The following is an 18,626-nucleotide window of genomic DNA, read 5'->3' as shown; positions in this document are numbered from 1 at the left end:
TTCGAGGTGAGGTGTCGTGAGGTGCGCGGGTCGATTACTGCTTGGCGGCGCCCCGCGCGGCGTTTTCGACGGCTTCGGCCACGGCCGAGGCCACGTTCGGGTCGAATACGCTCGGGACGATGAAGTTGGCGTTGCGCTCGTGATCTGCCACGCAGTCCGCGATGGCCTGGGCGGCGGCGACCAACATGTCCTGGGTAATGTCCTTGGCGCCGGCGTCGAGCAGCCCGCGGAACAGTCCCGGGAACGCCAGAACGTTGTTGATCTGGTTCGGGAAGTCGCTGCGGCCGGTGGCGACGACCGCGGCGTGCCGGGCGGCCTCGGCCGGATCCACCTCGGGATCGGGGTTGGCCATCGCGAAGACGATGGCCTTGTCGGCCATCGTGGCGATGTCGTCGCCCGTCAGCAGGTTCGGTGCCGAGACGCCGATGAAGACGTCGGCATCCGCGACCGCCTCGCGGAGGGAACCGCTGAAGGCGTTCTTATTGGTGTTCTCGGCCAACCACTGGCGGTGCGGATCCGTGTAGGTTTCCCCGGAGTGGATCGCGCCGTTGCGCGAGCAGGCGATGACGTTGGCCACTCCGTTGGCGAGCAGCAACTGGATGATCGCGTTGCCCGCGGCGCCGACCCCCGAGACCACGACCTTGATGTCCTCGACCTTCTTGTCGACCTCGCGCAGCGCGTTGTAGAGGGCGGCCAGGGTCACGATCGCGGTGCCGTGCTGGTCGTCGTGGAATACGGGGATGTCGAGCTCCTCGCGGAGGCGGGCCTCGATCTCGAAGCAGCGCGGCGCCGCGATGTCTTCGAGGTTCACGCCGCCGTAGACCGGGGCCATCGCCTTGACGATGCTGATGATCTCCTCGGTGTCTTTGGTGTCCAGGCAGACGGGCCAGGCGTCGACCTCGGCGAAGGCCTTGAATAGGGCGGCCTTGCCCTCCATGACCGGCAGCGCGGCCGCGGGCCCGATGTCTCCCAGGCCGAGAACCGCGGTGCCGTCGGTGACCACGGCGACGGTGTTGCGCTTGATCGTCAGGCGCCGGGCGTCCTCGGGGTTCTCGTGGATGGCCGTGCAGACCCTGGCCACGCCGGGGGTGTAGGCCCGGGAGAGGTCGTCGCGGTTGCGCAGCGACACGCGGGGTGTCACCTCGATTTTTCCGCCCAGGTGAATCAGGAAGGTGCGGTCGGAAATGTGGTGGACCGTGACGCCGTCGAGCGCGTTGATCGCGTCACGCACCTCGTCGCGGTGCTCGCCGTTCGAGACATTGCAGCTGATGTCCAGGATCACGCTGTCCGGGTGGGACTCGACGATGTCGAGCGCCGTGACCTGGGCTCCCGCGGCGGAGGCGGCGGTGGTGATCTCGCTGGTCGACGTGAACGACGCCGGTGCCTCGATGCGGAGAACCATGGAATATCCGGGGCTGGGAGCTGCCATAGTACGTGTTTCCTTCCGGTGGTGCGTGGGACGAGCGTCCCACCATATATCCGTATGATGGAAATATTATTCCATTACGTGAATGGTAAGGGTAGTGTGTCCCACATGACAAGGCTTCGGTGAAATATGATTCTCGGTATTGCCAAGCCGTGACGCCTGACGTGCACGGTTCGGCCTACTGCCATCGATGCCTGATGGGGGCCCGCGCGGGCCCCACCGGGCGAACCACGACGGTGCGCGGTCACAACGACGAGGAGGCACTCATGACAGAAGCTAAGAGCGCGGGGGGTGTGCAGTCGGTCGAGCGAGTCTTCGACCTGCTGAACATCATCACCAGCGCGGGCGGGGAGTCCTCGCTGAGCGAGCTCGCCGCCAAGGCGGAACTGCCGTTGCCCACGATTCACAGGCTTCTGCGGACCTTGGTCTACCTGGGATACGTCCGGCAACTGCCCAACCGTAGCTACGCGCTGGGCCCCGGGCTGATCCGGCTGGGGTACACCGCGAGCCTTCAGATGGGGGCCTTCGCCCAGCCGGTCCTCAAGAGGCTCGCGGACCGCCTCGGCGAGTCGGCCAATATGGCCATGCTGGACGGCCACATGGTCGTCTACGTCGGCCAGGCCCAATCCACGCACTCGATGCGGATGTTTACCGAGGTCGGCCGCCGCGCCCACACGCACGACACCGGCGTCGGCAAGGCGATCCTGGCGACCCTTCCCGAGCCGCAGGTCATCTCGATCGTGTCCTCGATGGGCATGCCCACGCCGACGAGCAAGAGCATCGGCAGCATGGATGCGTTGCTCGCGGACCTCGAGACGATCCGCGAGCGCGGTTACGCGATCGACGACGAGGAGCAGGAGATCGGCGTGCGGTGTTTCTCGATGGCCGTGCCGAACGCCCCGACGCCGACCGCTATTTCGGTCTCCGGGCCGGTGTCCAGAGTGGATTGGGACTTCGGCGACCGCGCGGTTCCCCTCATGAGGGAGGCCGCCACGGAGCTGTCGACGCAGTTCATGCCCGGTTCCTGACCGGAAGGCATTTCTCGCCTCACGACGCAGTGGGCCCGCACCTCGGTGCGGGCCCACTGTTCGATGTGGCGGGACGAGGTCCGTGGCTTAGCAGAAGCCGGCGATGCCAGCCCAGGCGGCTTCGGCGTCGGCGGCGCCTTCGCGCTGGATCGTGGCCTCGATCAGGCCGTAGGGACGATCGGCGGCGTGGTGCGTCTCGTTGTTGTTCTCGAGGCCGCAGAACGCCAGGTTGTAGACGAAGTGGTGCTTATTCGGGCACGAGAACTTGATCTCGTCGATCTCCGGGTGCGCCTCGATCACGGCCTTGCCCATGAGGTACAGGGTCTCCTGGAGCGCGCGCGAGTAGTGGTCGGTGAACTTGGCCAACATGATTTTCTTGACGTCCTCGTAGACGGCGTCGTAGTCGACCTTGTCCGTGTTGTAGCGCCAGCGGGTCGCGATGTCCGTGGAGAGGACGCGGTCCTGGGTCTCCGGGAGGGTCGTGAACTCGTCCTTGGGGTAGCCCTCGAAGCCGGATTCGGTGGACTTGAGCACGGTCAGGTCGCGGAAGCCCGCGATCACGGTGCGCTGTGACCCGTCGGCGACCACGACGGCGGTGCGGATCTCGTCCTTATTCGCCACGAAGGAGTGGTCGTTGTCGTTGATCCGGTTCCAGTGGTGTTCCTCCGCGGCCCAGCGGCCACCGTCGACCCAGTCGAAGCTCGAGGTGAAGTGGTCGGCGAGCGTGAGGAGGAATTCTTCGGGGCTGGCGATGTCGTGCTTCTGGGCCATCGCGAACACGGTGTTCTTTTGGGTGTCCGTGGCGACGCAGTGCGCGTTATCGCCCGTGGTGTGCACGTCCTGGAAATCGCCTCGCAATTGTGAGGTGACCACGAGGTCGCGCAGGGTGTGGCGGTCTGTGTCGCGATTGACGCGCACGACGTGGTTTTCGGCTTTGCCGTACTGGTTTTTTCCGAGAATGACGTTAGTCATGGTGTTTTCTCCTGCTCGCAAGCATTTTCGGGTGTCTAGGTGGATCGGCAATCGTCGACGTTGGGGTCGGCTCCTGGGTCAACTGCCGCGGTATGTGGAATACGCAAACGGGCTGAGCAACAGCGGCACGTGGTAGTGCCCCTGTTCCTCGCGCACCGTAAAATCCACCGCGACGAACGGGTAGAACGTCTCCAGGTGGTGCCTGGAGAAGTACGATTCGGTCGCGAAAATGATCCGGTAATGGCCGGATTCCAGGGTCTCTGGGCCGAGGTCTGTGACTCGGCCGTCCTCGTTGGTGACGGACTCGGCGATCTTCTCGCCGGAGCCGTGGAGGAGCGTCACGTCGATTCCTTCGGCCGGGCGGCCGTGGACGGAATCGAGCACGTGGGCGGAAATGAAACTCATGAGAGCATCCCTTCGATGCGTAGGACGGCGATCTCGCGCAACTGCTCGGCGACTTCGGACCGCTCCGTCTGGGGGTCATTGCTCATGCGGCGGGTCAGCTCCGAGAGGATCTCGGCGTGTGAGCGTCCCGCGGCGCGGATCAGGAAAACGTGGCCGAACCGGTCCTCGTACTCGCGGTTGCCGCGTTCGAGCTGTTCGGCCGCCGATTCGGAAGCCTCGCCCAGGCCGGCCTGTTCTCCCCGGGAGAGCTGGGCCTCGGCGGACTCGCTGTGGGCTCGCTCGCCGATCTTGGGGTGATGAGCCAGGGCCCGGTCGATCTCCTCGTCGGTCAGCGGGCGGGCCGCGGTGCGGGCGACGTCGGCGATCTGGCCGACGGATCCGAAGGGGCGCGCCTCGACGATGGCCTCGAGCCAGCGGGGGATGTCCAGCGCGGGACGGATGGCCGCCACCGCGTCGTCGTGGTTCAGGTTGTTGAAGTCCGAGAGATTCACACCCACTCCGTCCGCTTTCATATTGTGAAAGTTGTTTTCCGTTAATAGACAGTGAACTGGATCACTGGGGTGAAGTCAAGCGGCGCGTGGTTGTTGAGTAGCCCGGGCACGATGCGAGGCCATCGGTGCCCGGGCCCGGAATGGGGCGTCGGCTCGCTCCTGGGCTGAGCCGGGCGCGCCGGTTCGGTCCGGGGCAGGGGGAGGTTACCCGTCCGCGGGGCCCCGGTTCTGGAGGCGGCCGATCCAGTCGTGCACCAGGGAGACCACCCCGGCGCCCTCGCCCGTGGCCGAGGCCACGCGCTTCATCGACCCGGAGCGAACGTCCCCGGCGCAGAAGATTCCCGGAACCGCGGTCGCCAGCTCCGCGGGCGGCAGCCCGTTGGACCAGAACGCCGAGGGGACATCGCGGCCCGTCAGCACGAACCCGCGGTCGTCGCGGCAAACCTCCTCGGGCAGCCACTCACAGTGCGGATCGGCCCCCAGGAGGAGGAACAAGCCTTGGGCCGCCACCCGCTCACGGTGCTCGGTCCGCACATCGGTGAGCTCCAGCCAGGCCAGTTGTCCCTCGGCGGCGCCCCCGTCCGAAACGCGTGTGCCCGATCGGACCGTGATGCGAGGGTTCGCCTCCACCTCGGTGATCAGGTAGGCGGACATCGTCTCTCGCAGCGACGGCCGCCGAATCACGATGGTCACGGACCGGGCGAACCGAGCGAGATGAACCGCGGCCTGACCGGCGCTATTGCCGCCACCGACCACCACGACGTCGCCACCGGCGACCTCCCGGGCCTGCGACATCGCCGCCCCGTAATTCACCCCGCGCCCCACGAGCTCCTCGATGCGCTCGACGCCGAGCCGCCGATACGAGATGCCGCTGGCAATGATCACGGCCCGGGCGTGCAGCGTGCCCGCATCGGTCAGGACCCGATGAGGTTGCCCCTCGCGGCCGGGCACCAGCCCGGTGACCTCCCAGCCGGTGAAAAACCGCGTACCGAATCGTGTGGCCTGGCTCCGAGCCCGGAACGCGAGCCTCATCCCCGAGATCCCGTGGGGGAAGCCCAGGTAATTGCGGATCATCGAACTTGTTCCCGCCTGGCCGCCCACGGCCTCGGCCTCCAGGGCGACGGTGCTCAGGCCCTCGCTCGAGGCGTACACGCAGGCGGCCAGCCCGGCGGGGCCCGCGCCGATGACCACGACGTCGAGCACCTCCGAGACCTCGCCCAGCGTCGTCGTATCCGGCCGACCGTGCAGGCGCCGGGCCAGATCGCGAACCTCCGGACAGTGCTCCGCAGGAGCTCCCGCGACGGCCACGAGGGGCCATCGGGCCTCCTTGCCCTCGTGGTCCTCGAGGATGCGGCGGCCGATCTCTGAGTCGGGGGCGTGCAGGCCGTGGGGAATGCCGGTCCGGTGCAGATAATCGCGCAGCCGCCAGGCCCCGGGGTGACCCGTGGGCGCGATGACCTGAACGGTCTCCACCTGCGAGGTGCCCACCGTGGCCGCCCAGTCGTTCAGCAGATCCACGATCACCGAGTGAAACTCCTCGTCCCGGGTGCCCCGGGGCATCAGCAGATGCGCGTCGAAGTAGCCCATGGCGACCTTCCGGCGCAGGTGCGTCGCATGCTCCCGAAAGTCGGTCCAGGGCGTCACCGCGATGCGGCGCGCCGTCGGAACCAGGGAGCGGAAGTCCGTCAGCAATCCCTTGAAGGTTTCCATGCCCACGGTGGTGTCGGCGACGAGCAGAACGATCGGCACATCGCGGGCCCGGAGGTCCTCGATGCACGCTCGGGCGGCGACCGCGGAGGAGACCACCAGCACCGAGTATTCCCGCCCGTAGCGGTCGAATTGCGAGGTCATCACGTCGCCGTGTTCGGCGGTGAGGCACACGATGGCGGGTGCGGACATGGGGGCTCCTGTTCCGGTAATGACTTAGGCCGTGATGCGGTGCACGTAGCACCAGCGCCAGGACTCGCCGGGCTCGGCGGATTGCATGACGGGATGGCCCGTTCGGTGGAAGTGTTCGGTCGCGTGCCTGCCGACCGAGCTGTCGCAGCAGCCGATCTCGCCGCACTCCAGGCACATGCGGAGCGCGACGGTGTGGGTCCCCTCATCGACGCATCGCTGACACACCGGGGCCTCGGGGGAGGGCTGGGACGGATAAGCGGTGAGCTCCTCGCAGAATCCGCCCTCGCGCGAACCGATCGCCGCGAACGGTTCGGCCGAGGACTCCACGGGCGGCTCGAGCATCGATTCCTCGTAGTCCAGCGTGTTCAGCACGTCCTGGACCACGTGAGACGGGAATTTGCCCTTCCCGCGGATCGCGATCACGCGGGCGCGTTCGGCCGCGATCATCCGGCGGCGGATGCGCGCGTAGGCGTCGCTGGGCGCCTCGTGGCCCGGCGTCGTGGAGAGCCGTTCCCACGCGGCGAAGGACCGCTCCTCGATGCGCTCGCGGATCGCCTCGCGTACGCCCGGGGGCTCCTGGGCGGCGCATTCCCCCAATTCCTTCATCCCGGCCTCCCCGGCCTGGTGGATGAGGGTGGCACGGGCGAGTGCGTCTTCGGCCGGGTCCGCGGGCTTGACCTTGAGCAACCGCGTGAGCAGCGGCAGAGTCAGCCCTTGCACGTACAGCGTGCCAAGCACCACGGTCAGCGCGGCGAGCACCAAGATGTCGTAGTGGGGAACCGACGGAGGGATCACAAACACCGCCGCGATGGTCACGACGCCGCGCATGCCGGCCCACGAGGTGACGATCGCGTGCGACCACGGCTGCCGCTCCGTGTGCGGAACCCGCAGGTTGCGGATGAACTGCCGCGCGCAGACCCACAGCACGCGCACCAGAATGACCGTGGCGAGCACGGCGGCGCAAAATCCGATCACCGCGCCCAGGGACATGTCGTCGTTGACCCCGGCGACGATCGTCGCCGCCTGCAGGCCGATCAACAGGAAGACCGCGTGTTCCAGGAGGAACGCGGCGGTGGCCCAGGTCAGGCGCTCGGTGATGCGGGAACCGGAGGTCTGCACCACGGGCGCCTTATGCCCGATCAGCAACCCCGCGACGACCACCGCGATCACGCCGGAGGCCTCGAACGACTCGGCGATCAGGTACGCGGCGAACGGCACCACGAAGGAAATGCCCATGTCGATCAGGGTGTCGTGGATGAGCGGCCGGACCTTGACCACCACAAAGGCCACCGCGAGCCCCACGAGGACGCCGCCGCCGGCCGCGATGAGAAATTCCAGGCCGATCCCGCCGGCGGTCACGGCGCCGCCGATCGCCGCGGTCGCGGCGCGGAGGGCCACCAGCGCGGTCGCGTCGTTGAGGAGCGATTCGCCTTCCAGAACGGTCACGATCTGCCGAGGTAGACCGATCCGGCGGGCGACGGCGCTGGCCGAGACGGCGTCGGGCGGGGCCACGACCGCCCCGAGGGCGAGCGCCACGGGCCAGCCAATGTCCGGCGCGATAACGTGCACGATCGCCCCGACGGCCAGCGTGGTGGCGACGACGAGGGCCACCGAAAGGGAAGCCACCGAACCGATGTTGGCCCGAATGTCGATGATCGAGGTCTGGATCGCCGTCGAATAGAGCAGGGGAGGCAACAGTCCGAACAGGACGATCTCCGGGGACAGCTCGATGTCCGGGACGAAGGGCAAGAACGAGGCGAGGGCGCCCAGAACGATCAGAACCATGGGTGCGGGCAATCGAAGGCGCTCGCTCAGGGCGGCGCCCGCGAGAACCGCGACGACAAGACAGACAAGGAGAAGGACCACGTGCACGAGTTGATCTTCGCACGTGGGAGGCCGTGGGACGCAGCGTGGCCCGGGGTGGGACCAGGAATTGTGGATAACGGAAGCGCCGCCGAGGATCCGGGCCGCCACCGCGTCGCCATTGAGGCCACGGTGACGGTGGGCTAGGTGGGGCGCGGTCCTGCTGGTGGTCAGTATTTTTGAGGCAAAAGGCAGGGATGAATCCCCGAATTAACCCGGCAGCGACGCCTTGACGGAGACGATGCGGGTGATCTGGTTCGGGTTGAAGTTGTCGTCGCTGATCAGGTTAATGTCGTAAACGCCGTGCTGACCGCCCGTCACGGCCATCCCCTCGTAGTTATCCATGAGGGGGTTGGTCTGTGTCTGATGAGCCGGGGCGCCCTGCGACGGTAAGGCCGTCACGTCCACCGCCCGCGACTTCGTCAGGAAGAAGCACCCCGGGGCCTTGGCGAGGTTCGGCACCGCCGTGACGTCGGGGGCGGTGTCGAGGTTGGTCACGGCGTAGAGCTCGGCGGTATTGCCGCGGTCGGCGGACCACGCGGCTTCCTCCACGAGGAGATTATCCTTCCCGTAGAACTGGACCTCGGGGATGCGGTTTCCCGGCTGCGTGCGGTATCCGACCTGCTTCTCCAGGTTCCAGGTTTGGCCGTGCTTGCGATAGACCAGAAGTCGATGGGCCGTCGTGTCGTTGGCGGTGACGTCGCCGCTGAGGGGGCCTTCCATCGAGGCGACCAGCGTCTGTCCGTTGGGGCTCAGCGTGAGTCCCTCCAGCGTCGCATTGTCGGTGGCTTGCCCCCGGGCGGACTTGCCCGTCACGCCAAAGTTCCCGGGTACCGGCAGGGAGGCCTTTTCGACGCCGTCGCGCCCGAAGACCCGAATGGTCGGCTCGGTTTCGGAGCTGACGAGGTAATCTCCCTGGGGCGTGATCGCCAGACCTTCGTTGTCGGCGGTCTTGCCGGTGTACGGGGTGCCGTCCGGTTTTCTCAGGACCAGGGGATCTCCCGTGATATGGGGGTTCTGAGGGGTCGAGTAAAACCAGATCCGCGCCGGGTCGTCCGCGTGATTGTCCACCGTGGAGGCCCACACGTGCCGATGCTTGTCGTACGCCATGGATGAGAGGCCGCCGACCTCCGCGCCGTCGGCGGTCGCCTTGTCGAGGGCGTCGGAATAGCCGGTCACCTGCGGTGAAGCGGCCGTTCCATCATGCGGGTTCGCCTGGGCGGCCGTGGCACCCAGGCCGAGGAGGAGCGTTCCGGTCAGGATGGCGACGGCGCGTTGCGTGGGGCGATGCATGGAAAACTCCGGAGTCGTGAGGGGTGCAGCCGCGAACGGCGGCGAGGGTGACAGTCACCGTCGAGAATGGACGGTCGCGGTGTCGCCCGCGTGACGGCCGGGCGAACACGTCACGAACGTTGGCGCGACGCCGATCCCGCCGATCCCGCCGGCCACGGGACGGCGCGGGACAGATCGCGGCAGGTCACACGAGAAAATATTTTCTCAACCGAAATATTTTCCACGAGCATTAGGTTAAATCCGAAGTTGCCCGCGACTGGGCGATCATCGTGAACGAGGAAGGGAGGGATCATGTCGGAAAAGCGGCTGTTCACCATGGAGAAGAGCTCGTCCCACGTGGGGCTCGTGACATTTTGGCTGGCGGCGGGCACGTTTGCCTTTGGCGCCGGCGAATTCGCCTCGATGAGCCTGCTTCCCTCGATCGCTTCCGGACTCGGGGCGAGCGAGGGCGAGGTTGGCCACATCATCACCGCCTACGCGGTCGGCGTGGTGCTGGGCGCACCCGTGATCGCGGTCTTCGGCGCTCGATGGCCGCGCAAGCCCCTCCTGGTGGCGTTACTTGCCGTGCTGACCTTGGGAAATATCTTCGCCGCGGTTTCGCCCTCGGTGCTCGTGCTCAATATCGCCCGCTTCGTCTCGGGAATTCCCCACGGGGCATTCATCGGATTGGCGACCCTCGTGGCGGTCGAGTTGGCCCTGCCATCGAAGAAAGCCCGCGCGGTCAGTTCGGTGGGCCTGGGCATTCCGGTGGCGACCATCATCGGCGTGCCGGTCTTCACGATCTTGGGCCAGGCCATGGGCTGGCGTGCCAGCTACCTGCTGATGGCCCTGATTTCAGCGGTCGCGTTGGTCGCCCTGTGGGCCACCGCGCCGAACGCCGCGGGTAACAAGGCCACGAGCCCCAAGCTCGAGTTGGCCGCCATGAAAAACCCCAAGGTCCTCATGACCTTGGTGACAGCCGCGATCGGATTCGGCGGAATCTTCGCGGTCTATTCGTTCTTCACGTCGGCCTATGAGAGCACCGACGCCGGGCCGATCTGGGCCATGTCCTTCATCCTCATGCTGTACGGGTTCGGCTCGACGATCGGCAACTGGGTCGCCGGATTCGCCACGGAACGATTCCTGCTGGGAGCGGCCATCATCTTCCAGATCTTGCTCGGGCTGTCCGCGGCCGTCTACGCCCTGGGCATGGGCAACGTGTGGATCATGGGCATCGCCATGGTTCTCATCGGCACCAGCTGCGGCCTCGTCGTGCCCATGCAGACCAGGCTCATGGTCGCCGCGGGAGACGCGCGAACCCTGGCCGCGGCCATGAATCACGTGGCGTTCAACCTGGCCAACGCGATCGGCCCGCTCGTGGCCGGGGCCGCGATGACCGCGGGTGGGGGATGGGCCTCCACCGGGTGGGTCGCGGTGGCGCTGGCCGCCGGCGGGCTGATCCTGCTGCTGATCAACGTGCTCAGCGACCGCAAGACCCCCGTCACGCACCACGCGATCCGCTTCGACCCCCATACGGGCACGATCCAGATCGTGGATCGGGGCTAAGGCCGGGACGCCCCCCTGAAAAACACGACGGCCCCGCGGTCACCTCGGTGACCGCGGGGCCTTCGTATGTTCGGGGCCTCGTCGTTCGACGCTAGGGCCTAGTGATGTCCGTTGCCATGGCCGTGATCATGTCCGTGCCCACCGTCATGTCCATGACCGTGCCCGTTGTCATGCCCGTGGTGCGACCCGCCGGATGCCGCCGGGGTGTAGCCCGGGCCCTGGGCGTCCACGGGGATCGAATCCATGTTCACGTGCAGGAACTCTCCGTCGTCCTGGTCGCCGTTGGGCAGGAGCTTCGGGTCCAGGCCGTAGGGCGGCTTGTCGCCCGTCGAGCCCGCGAGACCGTAGTCGCTGTCGTTGGAGATCCATAGATCCCGCCCACCGTTGAGGGCCGCCACGCCCTCAATCTTGTCGTGCGCGAAGTAGCCGCCGGTCGGGTCGATGCCCCAGGCCAGCTTGGTCACGTCGAGGTACATCTGACTGGGCGCCGGGGTGATTCCCGCGTCCTGAAGGGCCTTGGCCGCATCCTTTTCCCCGGATTTCCCGGTCATGCCCTCGATGCTCTTGCCGCCCACGAGCAGGCCGCCCTTGGCGGCGTCGTAGGTGCTGTTCGGCACGTGGCCATTCCGCGAGACGTCCGTGGCCTTCGACGTGTCGATCTTTTGGAGCTTCTTATAGGAGTTCGCGCCCATATCGCCGTCGCGCTCGTCGACGAGGAATTCGTGATCGGACAACGCGGTGATCTCGCTGATATTGGTGGCCGCCGAGTCCAGGTGGCGCATGTAGAGGTACTCGTGGGACTTCCCGGTGGCGATGTCGACGGTCACGATGCGCGTGGGGACCACGTTCTTGGGCTTGCCTTTCAGATCCGGGGTCACGAGGGCGGACTGCATCGCGCCCACGAGCGTCTTGCCGTCGGGCGTGACCGTGAGCCCCTCCATGCCCTTATTCGGGTCGCGCATCGACAGCTCGCCCGGGAGGCTGCCGTCGAAGGGGGAAAAGCGCTTGATTTCGCGTCCGTGAACGTCGAAGTGCGTCACGTACGGTCCGTATTCGTCGCTGACCCAGAACGACCCGTCCGGCATGGCCACCAGCCCCTCGCTGTCGTAACCGTGGTCGGATTTCGGCAATACGGTGCCGTTGAGGTCCTGGATTTCCTCGCCCGTATCGGCCTCGGGGGAGACCTGGCCGTTGAACGGCTTCCCGTCGGTGCCCCGGAGCTCGACGACGCGGTTCAGCTTGGCCTTGCCGTTGACCATGCGAAACTCACCGATCTGCGGCGCGTAGTCCGGGTACGGCTCGAGCTTGACGCCGTCCGGGCCGTCCACATTGGGGCCGCGGTCGGTGAGGCCGTAGAACACGTTGGGGTCGCCGGGCTTCGGCGCGAGCGAAGAGCCGTAGGCGGAGCCCTTGACGTCCACGCCACCCACGGAGCCGAGATCCTTGATATCGGTCGAGTACACCTCGGTCCCGGGCGCCTTCTGCGGTGGGTGCGCGGAGGCCGGAACGGCCGGAACCATCAGGATTCCAGCGGCGGCGGTTGCGAGCAGGAGGTTGCGCTTCCTCGTCATGAGTCGGTCCTTCATTCGATGCTGAGTGACCGGTCGAGTACATCAGGCGCAGATGACGAGCCGGGGAGCAACGGGTGACGAGAACACGACCAGCCCGTGGACCGCGGCCGGGCCGGCCGGGCCGCGACGAAAGCGGCCCGGCCCGTTTTAGCCCGTGGCGTCGGCGAGCGCGAGGTAGCCGGCCATCATGGCCCGGGCGACCCGATACACGTCGTCGTCGTTCGGAAGGAACGTCGAGGAATGCAGCCCGGCCGAGGTCTCGGTGCCCACGAAGAGCATGAGCGAGGGGATCTTCTCGGCGAAAAAGGAGAAGTCGTCGGCGCCCAGGGAACGCAGGGTGCCGTTGACCTCGAACCCCTGCTCCGCGAGCGTGGCCGCGGTGGCTTCGGTCAACGTCGGGTCGTTGTACAGCACGGGCTCGCCGGCCGTGATGGTGACCTCCGCGGTGCAACCGTGGGCCGCCGAGGTCTCGACCGCGATCTGACGGACCTGGTCACGCACGACGGCCCGGGTTTCTTCGTCGAGCGCTCGCAGGGTTCCGGAAATCGTGGCGTGCTCGGGGACCACGTTCGCGGCCTCGCCCGCGTGGAAGGAGGAGACCCCGACCACGGCCGAGCGCATGGGGTCCACGACGCGGCCGACCACGGACTGGAGCGCCCCGACGATCTGGGTGCCCGCGTAGAGCGGATCGCGGGTCGTGTGCGGATACGCGGCGTGCCCGGGGCGGCCGCTGACGTCGATGTGGAATTCGTCCGCGGCGGCGTTGACGCCTTCCGGCGTGCACGAGACCACGTCGGGGCCCAGCGTGGGTTGAACGTGTGCCCCCAACATCGCCGCGCACTCTTCGCGACCCAGGATCCCGGAGGCGACGATATCTTCCGCGCCCGAGGGGTAGGTCTCTTCCCGCGGTTGAAGGACCGCGAGCAACGGCATCGGGGCCTGGGTCGAGGCGACCGCGTGCACCACGGCCGTCAGGGCGGCCAGATGCACGTCGTGACCGCAGGCGTGCATGACCCCCGGGTTCTCCGAGGCCCACTCCACCCCGGTTTCTTCGCGGATCGGCAGGGCATCCAGCTCGCCGCGAATCCCGATGGCCGGGCCCGGCCCGCCGCACCGCACGACGGCGCCCGCCTCGGCCACCGACGTGCTCGGTAGCCCCTCCGGCAGGTGCGCGATCACCAGGTCTCGCGTCTCGGTCTCGCTCCCGGACGGGCGCGGATTCCGGTGCAGCAGCGCCCGTATGGCACGGGCGCGTGGCATCTCGGCGTCGAGCGCCGACCACAATTCTTCGTAACTCATGAGCTCACCCCGTAGACGCGCAGTGCGTTGTCCCTGCCGATCATGCGGGCCACGCGGGCCGCCTCGGCCGGGCTCCATTCGTCGTCGTCGATCCATCGTTGGAGCACGCGCTCGGTTCCGCGGCGCCACAGAATCGAACCGAGATAGTGCAGTTCGGGCGGCCCCCACGCGTCGGAGGAGTAGAGAATCTTGCCGAAGGGGGCGAGCTCCATGCTCTCGGCGATGACCCGCGTCGCCGCGGCGCCCGTGTAGTTGATGGCCAGCCCGACGTCCATGTAGACGTGCGGGAACACGTGGGCCAGGTACCCGGCCATCCGATGGTACGGGTAGCAATGCAGGAGCATGATGCGTGCGCCGGTTGGCTCGATGAGCTTGAGCCAGTCGGTCAGCAGGGCGGGGTTGCACCGGTGCATGTCCACGTCGGCGTCGCCGAAGCCCACGTGGAGCTGCAGGGGCTTGCCCGTCGCGCAGGCCGCGTGCAACAGAAAGCGTAGGAGCACCGGATGCTCGACCCTCGGCGCGACACCTGGGCGGAAGCCTCCCATCCACTCGCGGGCGGCCTCGCGAATCTCGGCGCTACTGGGACGCGCGGGGTCAAAGTCGAAACCGTAGCGGTAAGCGACGATGGACTTCCACCCCGCGGCCCGCCCCGATGCCTCGGCCAAGGCCTGCTCGACGTCCGCCTCCAGGTCCTCCGGGGTGGAGTTCGGGGCGATGGCCTCGAGGGTCGATTCCAATCGCACGATCTCGTGGGTGGTGCCCCGGAGGTCGGCGTTCATGCGGGCGACGTCCCAGATCGCGTCGGTCGCGAAACCGGAGTCCACGATCCAGTCGCTCACGCCCGCCGAATCCATCAACACTCTCGCCAGGGCATCGGCGCCGAGGCGATCGCGGGTGTCCATGTAGGCGTCCGCGCTCGCGTGGGCCTCCAGACCGAGGACGGGTGCGCAGTGACGCCGCACCGCGAAGCCGACCTGGCTGTCGAAGGCGCTGACCCCGGCCGGTTGGGGCACGTCGCATTCGCTGATGAGGGTCTCGAACGTGCCCCGATCCACGTCTCCGGCGAGGGGGCCGTGGACGTGGTGGTCGACCAGCCTCAGATCGCGGAGGGTTTCGTGAAGATCAGTAGACATTCGCGACCTTCCGGCAGATCTCCTCCGCGGTCATGCCCTCGCAGGCTTCGAGGTCGGCCCGCTTGACGTCCATGTAGGTCTGGATGAGATCCGGGTCGAACCACGACATCACGATCTCATCCTTGCTCAGGGACTCCAGGGCGTCCTCGACGTCGGTGGGCAGCTTGGGGACCCGCGTCAGCTCTTCGGCCGGATCCTCCTCGTGCCAAATCTTCTCGGGCTGATAACCGCGCTTGATGCCTTCCATTCCGGCGCGCACGATGGCTCCCACGGCCAACCAGGGGTTCGCGGTAGCGTCCGCGGCGCGGTATTCCAGGTTGAACTGGTGCTGCGGGCGTCCGCCACCCAGGGTGCTCGTGGGGCAGATCCGCACGAGGGCCTCACGGTGGTATTCGCCCAGGAAGGCCCCGCCGACGCTCCAGCGGTTGGGGCTCAGCCGCAAGTAGGAGGCCGGGCTGCACGCGGTCAAGGCGGTCAGCGGCTTGGCGTGGGTGATGATCCCGGCGGCGAACTGGGCACCGATCTCGGCGAGATCCGAGGGACGCGCCGGGTCGTGGAGCACCGGGGCCCCGGTCTGGGCGTCGCGCAGGGAGAAGTGGATGTGCACGCCGCTGCCGGAGCCGTCCGGGTCCAGCAGGGGAGCGAAAGAGGCCTTGCGGCCGCTGCGTTCGGCCAGGTCACGGACGAGGTCACGGAGCACCACGGCGCGATCGGCGGCGGCCAGGGCGCCGGTGGGTTCCAGGGTGATCTCGAACTGGTCCTCGCCGTATTCCGGAAGCCACGTCTCCGGCTGGAGGCCGACCTCGTCCAACAGCTCCACGAGCTTGGACCCGAAAGGCTCGGCCTTGCGGAAACGTTCGAAGCTGAACGGGGCGGTCTCTTCCGCGCCGGTCAGGAAGAACTCGTGCTCGAAGGAGGCCACGACCTCCAGGCCGGTGAGTTCGGTGAACTCGCGCAGGGCGTCGCGGGCAAACGTGCGGGGGCAGCAGGCCCAGGGGGAGCCGTCGGGGCGCGTCTGGTCGGCCAGGTAGTAGCTCAGGCCGGGACGTTCCTCGGACTCGGGAATGTTAATCGACGCCTCGTTGTCGGGCATGAGACGCAGATCCCCGGTCGCGCCAAAGACGTTGTCCTCGGCGATATGCCCGAAGGCCCCGATCGCCAGGTTGGCCGGGACCCAGCCGACGCCGCGTCGTAGTGCAGCCGGGGTCTCGGCGCCGGGGACCGAACGCCCGCGAGTCTGCGCGGCGAGGTCGTTGGTCGCGATGAAGGTTAAGGGGGTCGTGGTCATGGTCCTCACGCATCTTCGTCAGTGAATCAAGTGTTCCAACACCGAGCGTTTCGATGTCTTCCGTAATGCACATTACATTTTTTGAGAGACGTGGGCCACACCGGCTGCCGCATTGGGTGCGTATTTCGGGTGGTGAGACGATCCTCAGGCGTCCCGGAGGATGTCTTCGGCCAACGCGACCCGGCGCTTGCCCCGCTCGCCCAACTGTTCCGTCACCGCCGCGACCAGGCTCTCGACCACCGCGGTCGCGGCGGTGATGGAATCGAAGGGCGAGACCGACTCGACGGGGCAGGGCAGGACCACCGAAGAGGTTCGGGCGATCGGGGAGAGCCAGACATCGGTCATGAGGCACACGGTGGCCCCCTGGGCGTGGGCGGCCTGGGCGAAGCGCTCGGCCCAGGCGGTGTAGCGCCGGTAATCGAAGGCGACGAGCACCGTGTGCCGGTCGGCGTCGGCCACCGCGGTCGCGCGGGACAGCTCATCCGGGCCGACCACCGAGACTCCGGGGCGCAAGAGCCTCAGGTGTGCGGCCAGGTACTCCGCGAGGAAACCGCTGAACCGGCCGCCCACGAGCATGATCTGTTTCTTCGGATCGCACAGCTCGTGAACCATCGCGCGGAATTCGGATTCGGGGAGGCCCTCGTAGGTGCTCTCGATCATCTCCACGAAAGAGCGCCGGGAGCGGGCCAGGACGTCACGGCCGTCCTCGTGGGCCGCGCCGGTCTTGTGGGGGTATTGGCTCAGGGGTGAGCCTTCGTCGTTGAGCCCCTTGACGACGTCGCGCTGGAGCTCCGGCCAGCCCGAATAGCCCAGGCGCGCGGCGAAGCGAATGACGGTCGGAGGGCTTACGTCGGCGACGGCGGCCAGTTCCGCCACGGTGCCCAAGGCCGCACTGGGGTATCCGGCGAGCACGGCCCGGGCGGCCTTGCGCTCGCTCGGGCTCATGTCTTCCATGGACTCGTGCACGAGCGAGCGTACGTTCCGGTGACTCACCATCCAGAGAACCTCCTCAGGTTGTTCGGATCAATCTTTCCATCTTCGGCGTCCCGGAGGGCCTGGGCGATCGTGTCGGCGATGAATTCGGCGTCCTCGCGGGTGATCGTCAGGGGCGGAACCAGTTCCAGAACATTGCCACCCTTTCCCGAGTAGTTCAGGGCGACGCCGAGCTCGAAGGCCCGGTACACGGTGGCCGCGGCGAGTTCGGTGGCGGGCTCTTTGGTTCGCCGATTCGAGACCAGCTCGACGCCGATCGATAGCCCGCGGCCGCGCACCTCGCCCACGTGGGGCATGGTTGCGGTGCGCTCCTGGAGAAGCTCCTTGAGCAGCCGGCCCTGGGTGGCGGCGCGCCGGGGAAGGCCTTCTGTGTCAATGCGGCGGAGGATCTCGAGACCGGTCCGGGATCCGGCGGGGTAGCCGTTCATCGTGAGGAGGAGACCGCCGGAGGCGGCGTCGGCCATCCCGGGGGTCATGATCGCCGCCGACACCGGAAGCCCTCCGCCGAGGGTCTTGCCCAAAGTCAGGGCGTCCGGGGCATGGGTGGGATCGTCGAAATAGTCGTCGGCGGCGTACGCGGGAAAGGTCCCCGTGCGTCCCAGGCCGACCTTGACGTCGTCGACGCACAGCAGCGCCCCGTGCCGGCGGCAGGCCCGGTGAATCTCCCGCAGGAAATGCCTCGGAGGTATCAGGATCCCGCCGTCGTGCGCGATGGGTTCGACCATGACCAGGCCGATATCGCCCGGGGCGAGGGCCTCCTCCGCACGGCGGATGACCTCGGCCAGGAGTTCTTCCTCGGTGCTGGTGGGGTCCCCGGTGACGGCTTCGGGGCGGTAGAGGTCCGGGTAGGGCAGGACCACGGCGCGTGGATCGAGGTCGCCGCCGGCGTCGGCGTTGAATCCCGAGACCGCCTGGGAGTCCCCGATCCCGCCGTGGTACGAGTGGCCGAAGGTCAGGACCTTGCCGCGGCGGGTGGCCGCGCGGGCGCTCCGGATGACCGCGGTGTTGGCGTCCGAGCCCGTCAGGCCGAGGTAGACCTTGCGGCCGGCGACCCCCGGGATCACGTCGAGGAGGCGCTGGGCGAATTCCACGGAGGCCGAGTTCGTCATCGCCAGCACGTTGGCCCCGCCGCCCTCGGCGAGCGCGGATCCGGCGGACTCGGCCAGTTGCGCATCGCCGTAACCGAGTCCAAAGGCCCCCTGCCCGGAGGTCGCGTCCAGGACGCGCCGGCCGTCGTCGGCGACGAGGTACGGGCCGACGCCCGAGCGGACCGCCAGGGGGTAAAAGCGCATTTTCGACGGGCCGGCCAGCACCGATTCGTCCCGCTCGTAGAGGTCGTGTGAGGGATCCATGGGTGTCCTCCGTGAATCGTGAATAACAGAAATGTCTTGTTTCTGAGGATTTGTAACGTGTATAACTA

At 67.4% G+C, this 18,626-nt stretch carries 15 protein-coding genes; 2 read left to right on the top strand and 13 right to left on the bottom strand.

Features of this window, described 5'->3' with window-relative positions; all coding sequences use genetic code 11:
- Positions 1-34: 34 nt before the first annotated feature.
- Positions 35-1,429, bottom strand: coding sequence for an NAD-dependent malic enzyme (locus tag CURSPS6_RS01655; protein WP_030013625.1), 1,395 nt, complete (start codon positions 1,427-1,429; stop codon positions 35-37).
- Between the two features lie 263 nt (positions 1,430-1,692).
- Between CURSPS6_RS01655 and CURSPS6_RS01650 the strand changes: the two genes are divergently transcribed.
- Positions 1,693-2,454, top strand: coding sequence for an IclR family transcriptional regulator (locus CURSPS6_RS01650; RefSeq protein ID WP_030013624.1), 762 nt, complete (start codon positions 1,693-1,695; stop codon positions 2,452-2,454).
- A gap of 87 nt (positions 2,455-2,541) precedes the next feature.
- On the opposite strand, the gene pucL is transcribed toward CURSPS6_RS01650, so the two are convergent.
- From pucL to CURSPS6_RS01620, 6 genes are all read right to left on the bottom strand, one after another.
- A complete protein-coding gene (gene pucL / locus CURSPS6_RS01645) occupies positions 2,542-3,426 on the bottom strand; it encodes a factor-independent urate hydroxylase (protein ID WP_030013621.1) in 885 nt (294 codons plus the stop codon).
- A 78-nt stretch (positions 3,427-3,504) separates the two neighbouring features.
- Positions 3,505-3,831 (bottom strand): hydroxyisourate hydrolase, encoded by a 327-nt coding sequence (uraH, locus tag CURSPS6_RS01640; RefSeq protein WP_030013620.1) that lies wholly within the window; start codon positions 3,829-3,831, stop codon positions 3,505-3,507.
- Complete coding sequence (uraD, locus tag CURSPS6_RS01635) at positions 3,828-4,322, bottom strand: 2-oxo-4-hydroxy-4-carboxy-5-ureidoimidazoline decarboxylase (RefSeq protein ID WP_030013619.1); 495 nt, start codon at positions 4,320-4,322, stop codon at positions 3,828-3,830. The genes uraH and uraD overlap by 4 nt, the downstream gene beginning before the upstream one ends.
- Before the next feature lie 204 nt (positions 4,323-4,526).
- Entirely contained in the window at positions 4,527-6,221 is a 1,695-nt protein-coding gene (locus CURSPS6_RS01630; RefSeq protein WP_030013617.1) for an FAD-dependent oxidoreductase, read from the bottom strand.
- A 24-nt stretch (positions 6,222-6,245) separates the two neighbouring features.
- Positions 6,246-8,087: a Na+/H+ antiporter gene (locus CURSPS6_RS01625; protein WP_321164009.1), complete on the bottom strand. Its 1,842-nt coding sequence runs from the start codon at positions 8,085-8,087 to the stop codon at positions 6,246-6,248.
- Between the two features lie 207 nt (positions 8,088-8,294).
- Entirely contained in the window at positions 8,295-9,377 is a 1,083-nt protein-coding gene (locus CURSPS6_RS01620) for an esterase-like activity of phytase family protein (protein ID WP_051687510.1), read from the bottom strand.
- Positions 9,378-9,668: 291 nt separating this feature from the next.
- Here CURSPS6_RS01620 and CURSPS6_RS01615 point away from each other — a divergent pair, with 291 nt between their 5' ends.
- Positions 9,669-10,922 carry an MFS transporter gene (locus tag CURSPS6_RS01615; RefSeq protein WP_051687509.1) on the top strand — a complete coding sequence of 418 codons (1,254 nt, stop codon included), beginning with the start codon at positions 9,669-9,671 and terminating at the stop codon, positions 10,920-10,922.
- Positions 10,923-11,020: 98 nt separating this feature from the next.
- Here CURSPS6_RS01615 and CURSPS6_RS01610 read toward each other — a convergent pair whose 3' ends face one another.
- From CURSPS6_RS01610 to CURSPS6_RS01585, 6 genes are all read right to left on the bottom strand, one after another.
- Positions 11,021-12,493, bottom strand: a complete 1,473-nt coding sequence (locus tag CURSPS6_RS01610; protein WP_051687508.1) for an esterase-like activity of phytase family protein — start codon at positions 12,491-12,493, stop codon at positions 11,021-11,023.
- A gap of 147 nt (positions 12,494-12,640) precedes the next feature.
- Positions 12,641-13,792 carry a M20 metallopeptidase family protein gene (locus tag CURSPS6_RS01605; protein ID WP_030013611.1) on the bottom strand — a complete coding sequence of 384 codons (1,152 nt, stop codon included), beginning with the start codon at positions 13,790-13,792 and terminating at the stop codon, positions 12,641-12,643.
- Positions 13,789-14,925 carry an amidohydrolase family protein gene (locus tag CURSPS6_RS01600; protein ID WP_030013610.1) on the bottom strand — a complete coding sequence of 379 codons (1,137 nt, stop codon included), beginning with the start codon at positions 14,923-14,925 and terminating at the stop codon, positions 13,789-13,791. The genes CURSPS6_RS01605 and CURSPS6_RS01600 overlap by 4 nt, the downstream gene beginning before the upstream one ends.
- A complete protein-coding gene (locus CURSPS6_RS01595; protein ID WP_030013609.1) occupies positions 14,915-16,213 on the bottom strand; it encodes a glutamine synthetase family protein in 1,299 nt (432 codons plus the stop codon). The genes CURSPS6_RS01600 and CURSPS6_RS01595 overlap by 11 nt, the downstream gene beginning before the upstream one ends.
- Before the next feature lie 144 nt (positions 16,214-16,357).
- Entirely contained in the window at positions 16,358-17,209 is an 852-nt protein-coding gene (locus CURSPS6_RS01590) for a MurR/RpiR family transcriptional regulator (protein ID WP_051687507.1), read from the bottom strand.
- Positions 17,203-18,558 (bottom strand): aspartate aminotransferase family protein, encoded by a 1,356-nt coding sequence (locus CURSPS6_RS01585; RefSeq protein ID WP_030013606.1) that lies wholly within the window; start codon positions 18,556-18,558, stop codon positions 17,203-17,205. The genes CURSPS6_RS01590 and CURSPS6_RS01585 overlap by 7 nt, the downstream gene beginning before the upstream one ends.
- Between the last annotated feature and the right edge of the window lie 68 nt (positions 18,559-18,626).

Origin of the sequence: Curtobacterium sp. S6, from assembly GCF_000710345.2 — a bacterium.
Lineage (GTDB): Bacteria > Actinomycetota > Actinomycetes > Actinomycetales > Micrococcaceae > Rothia.
This window is presented reverse-complemented; position numbering and strand designations above follow the sequence as displayed.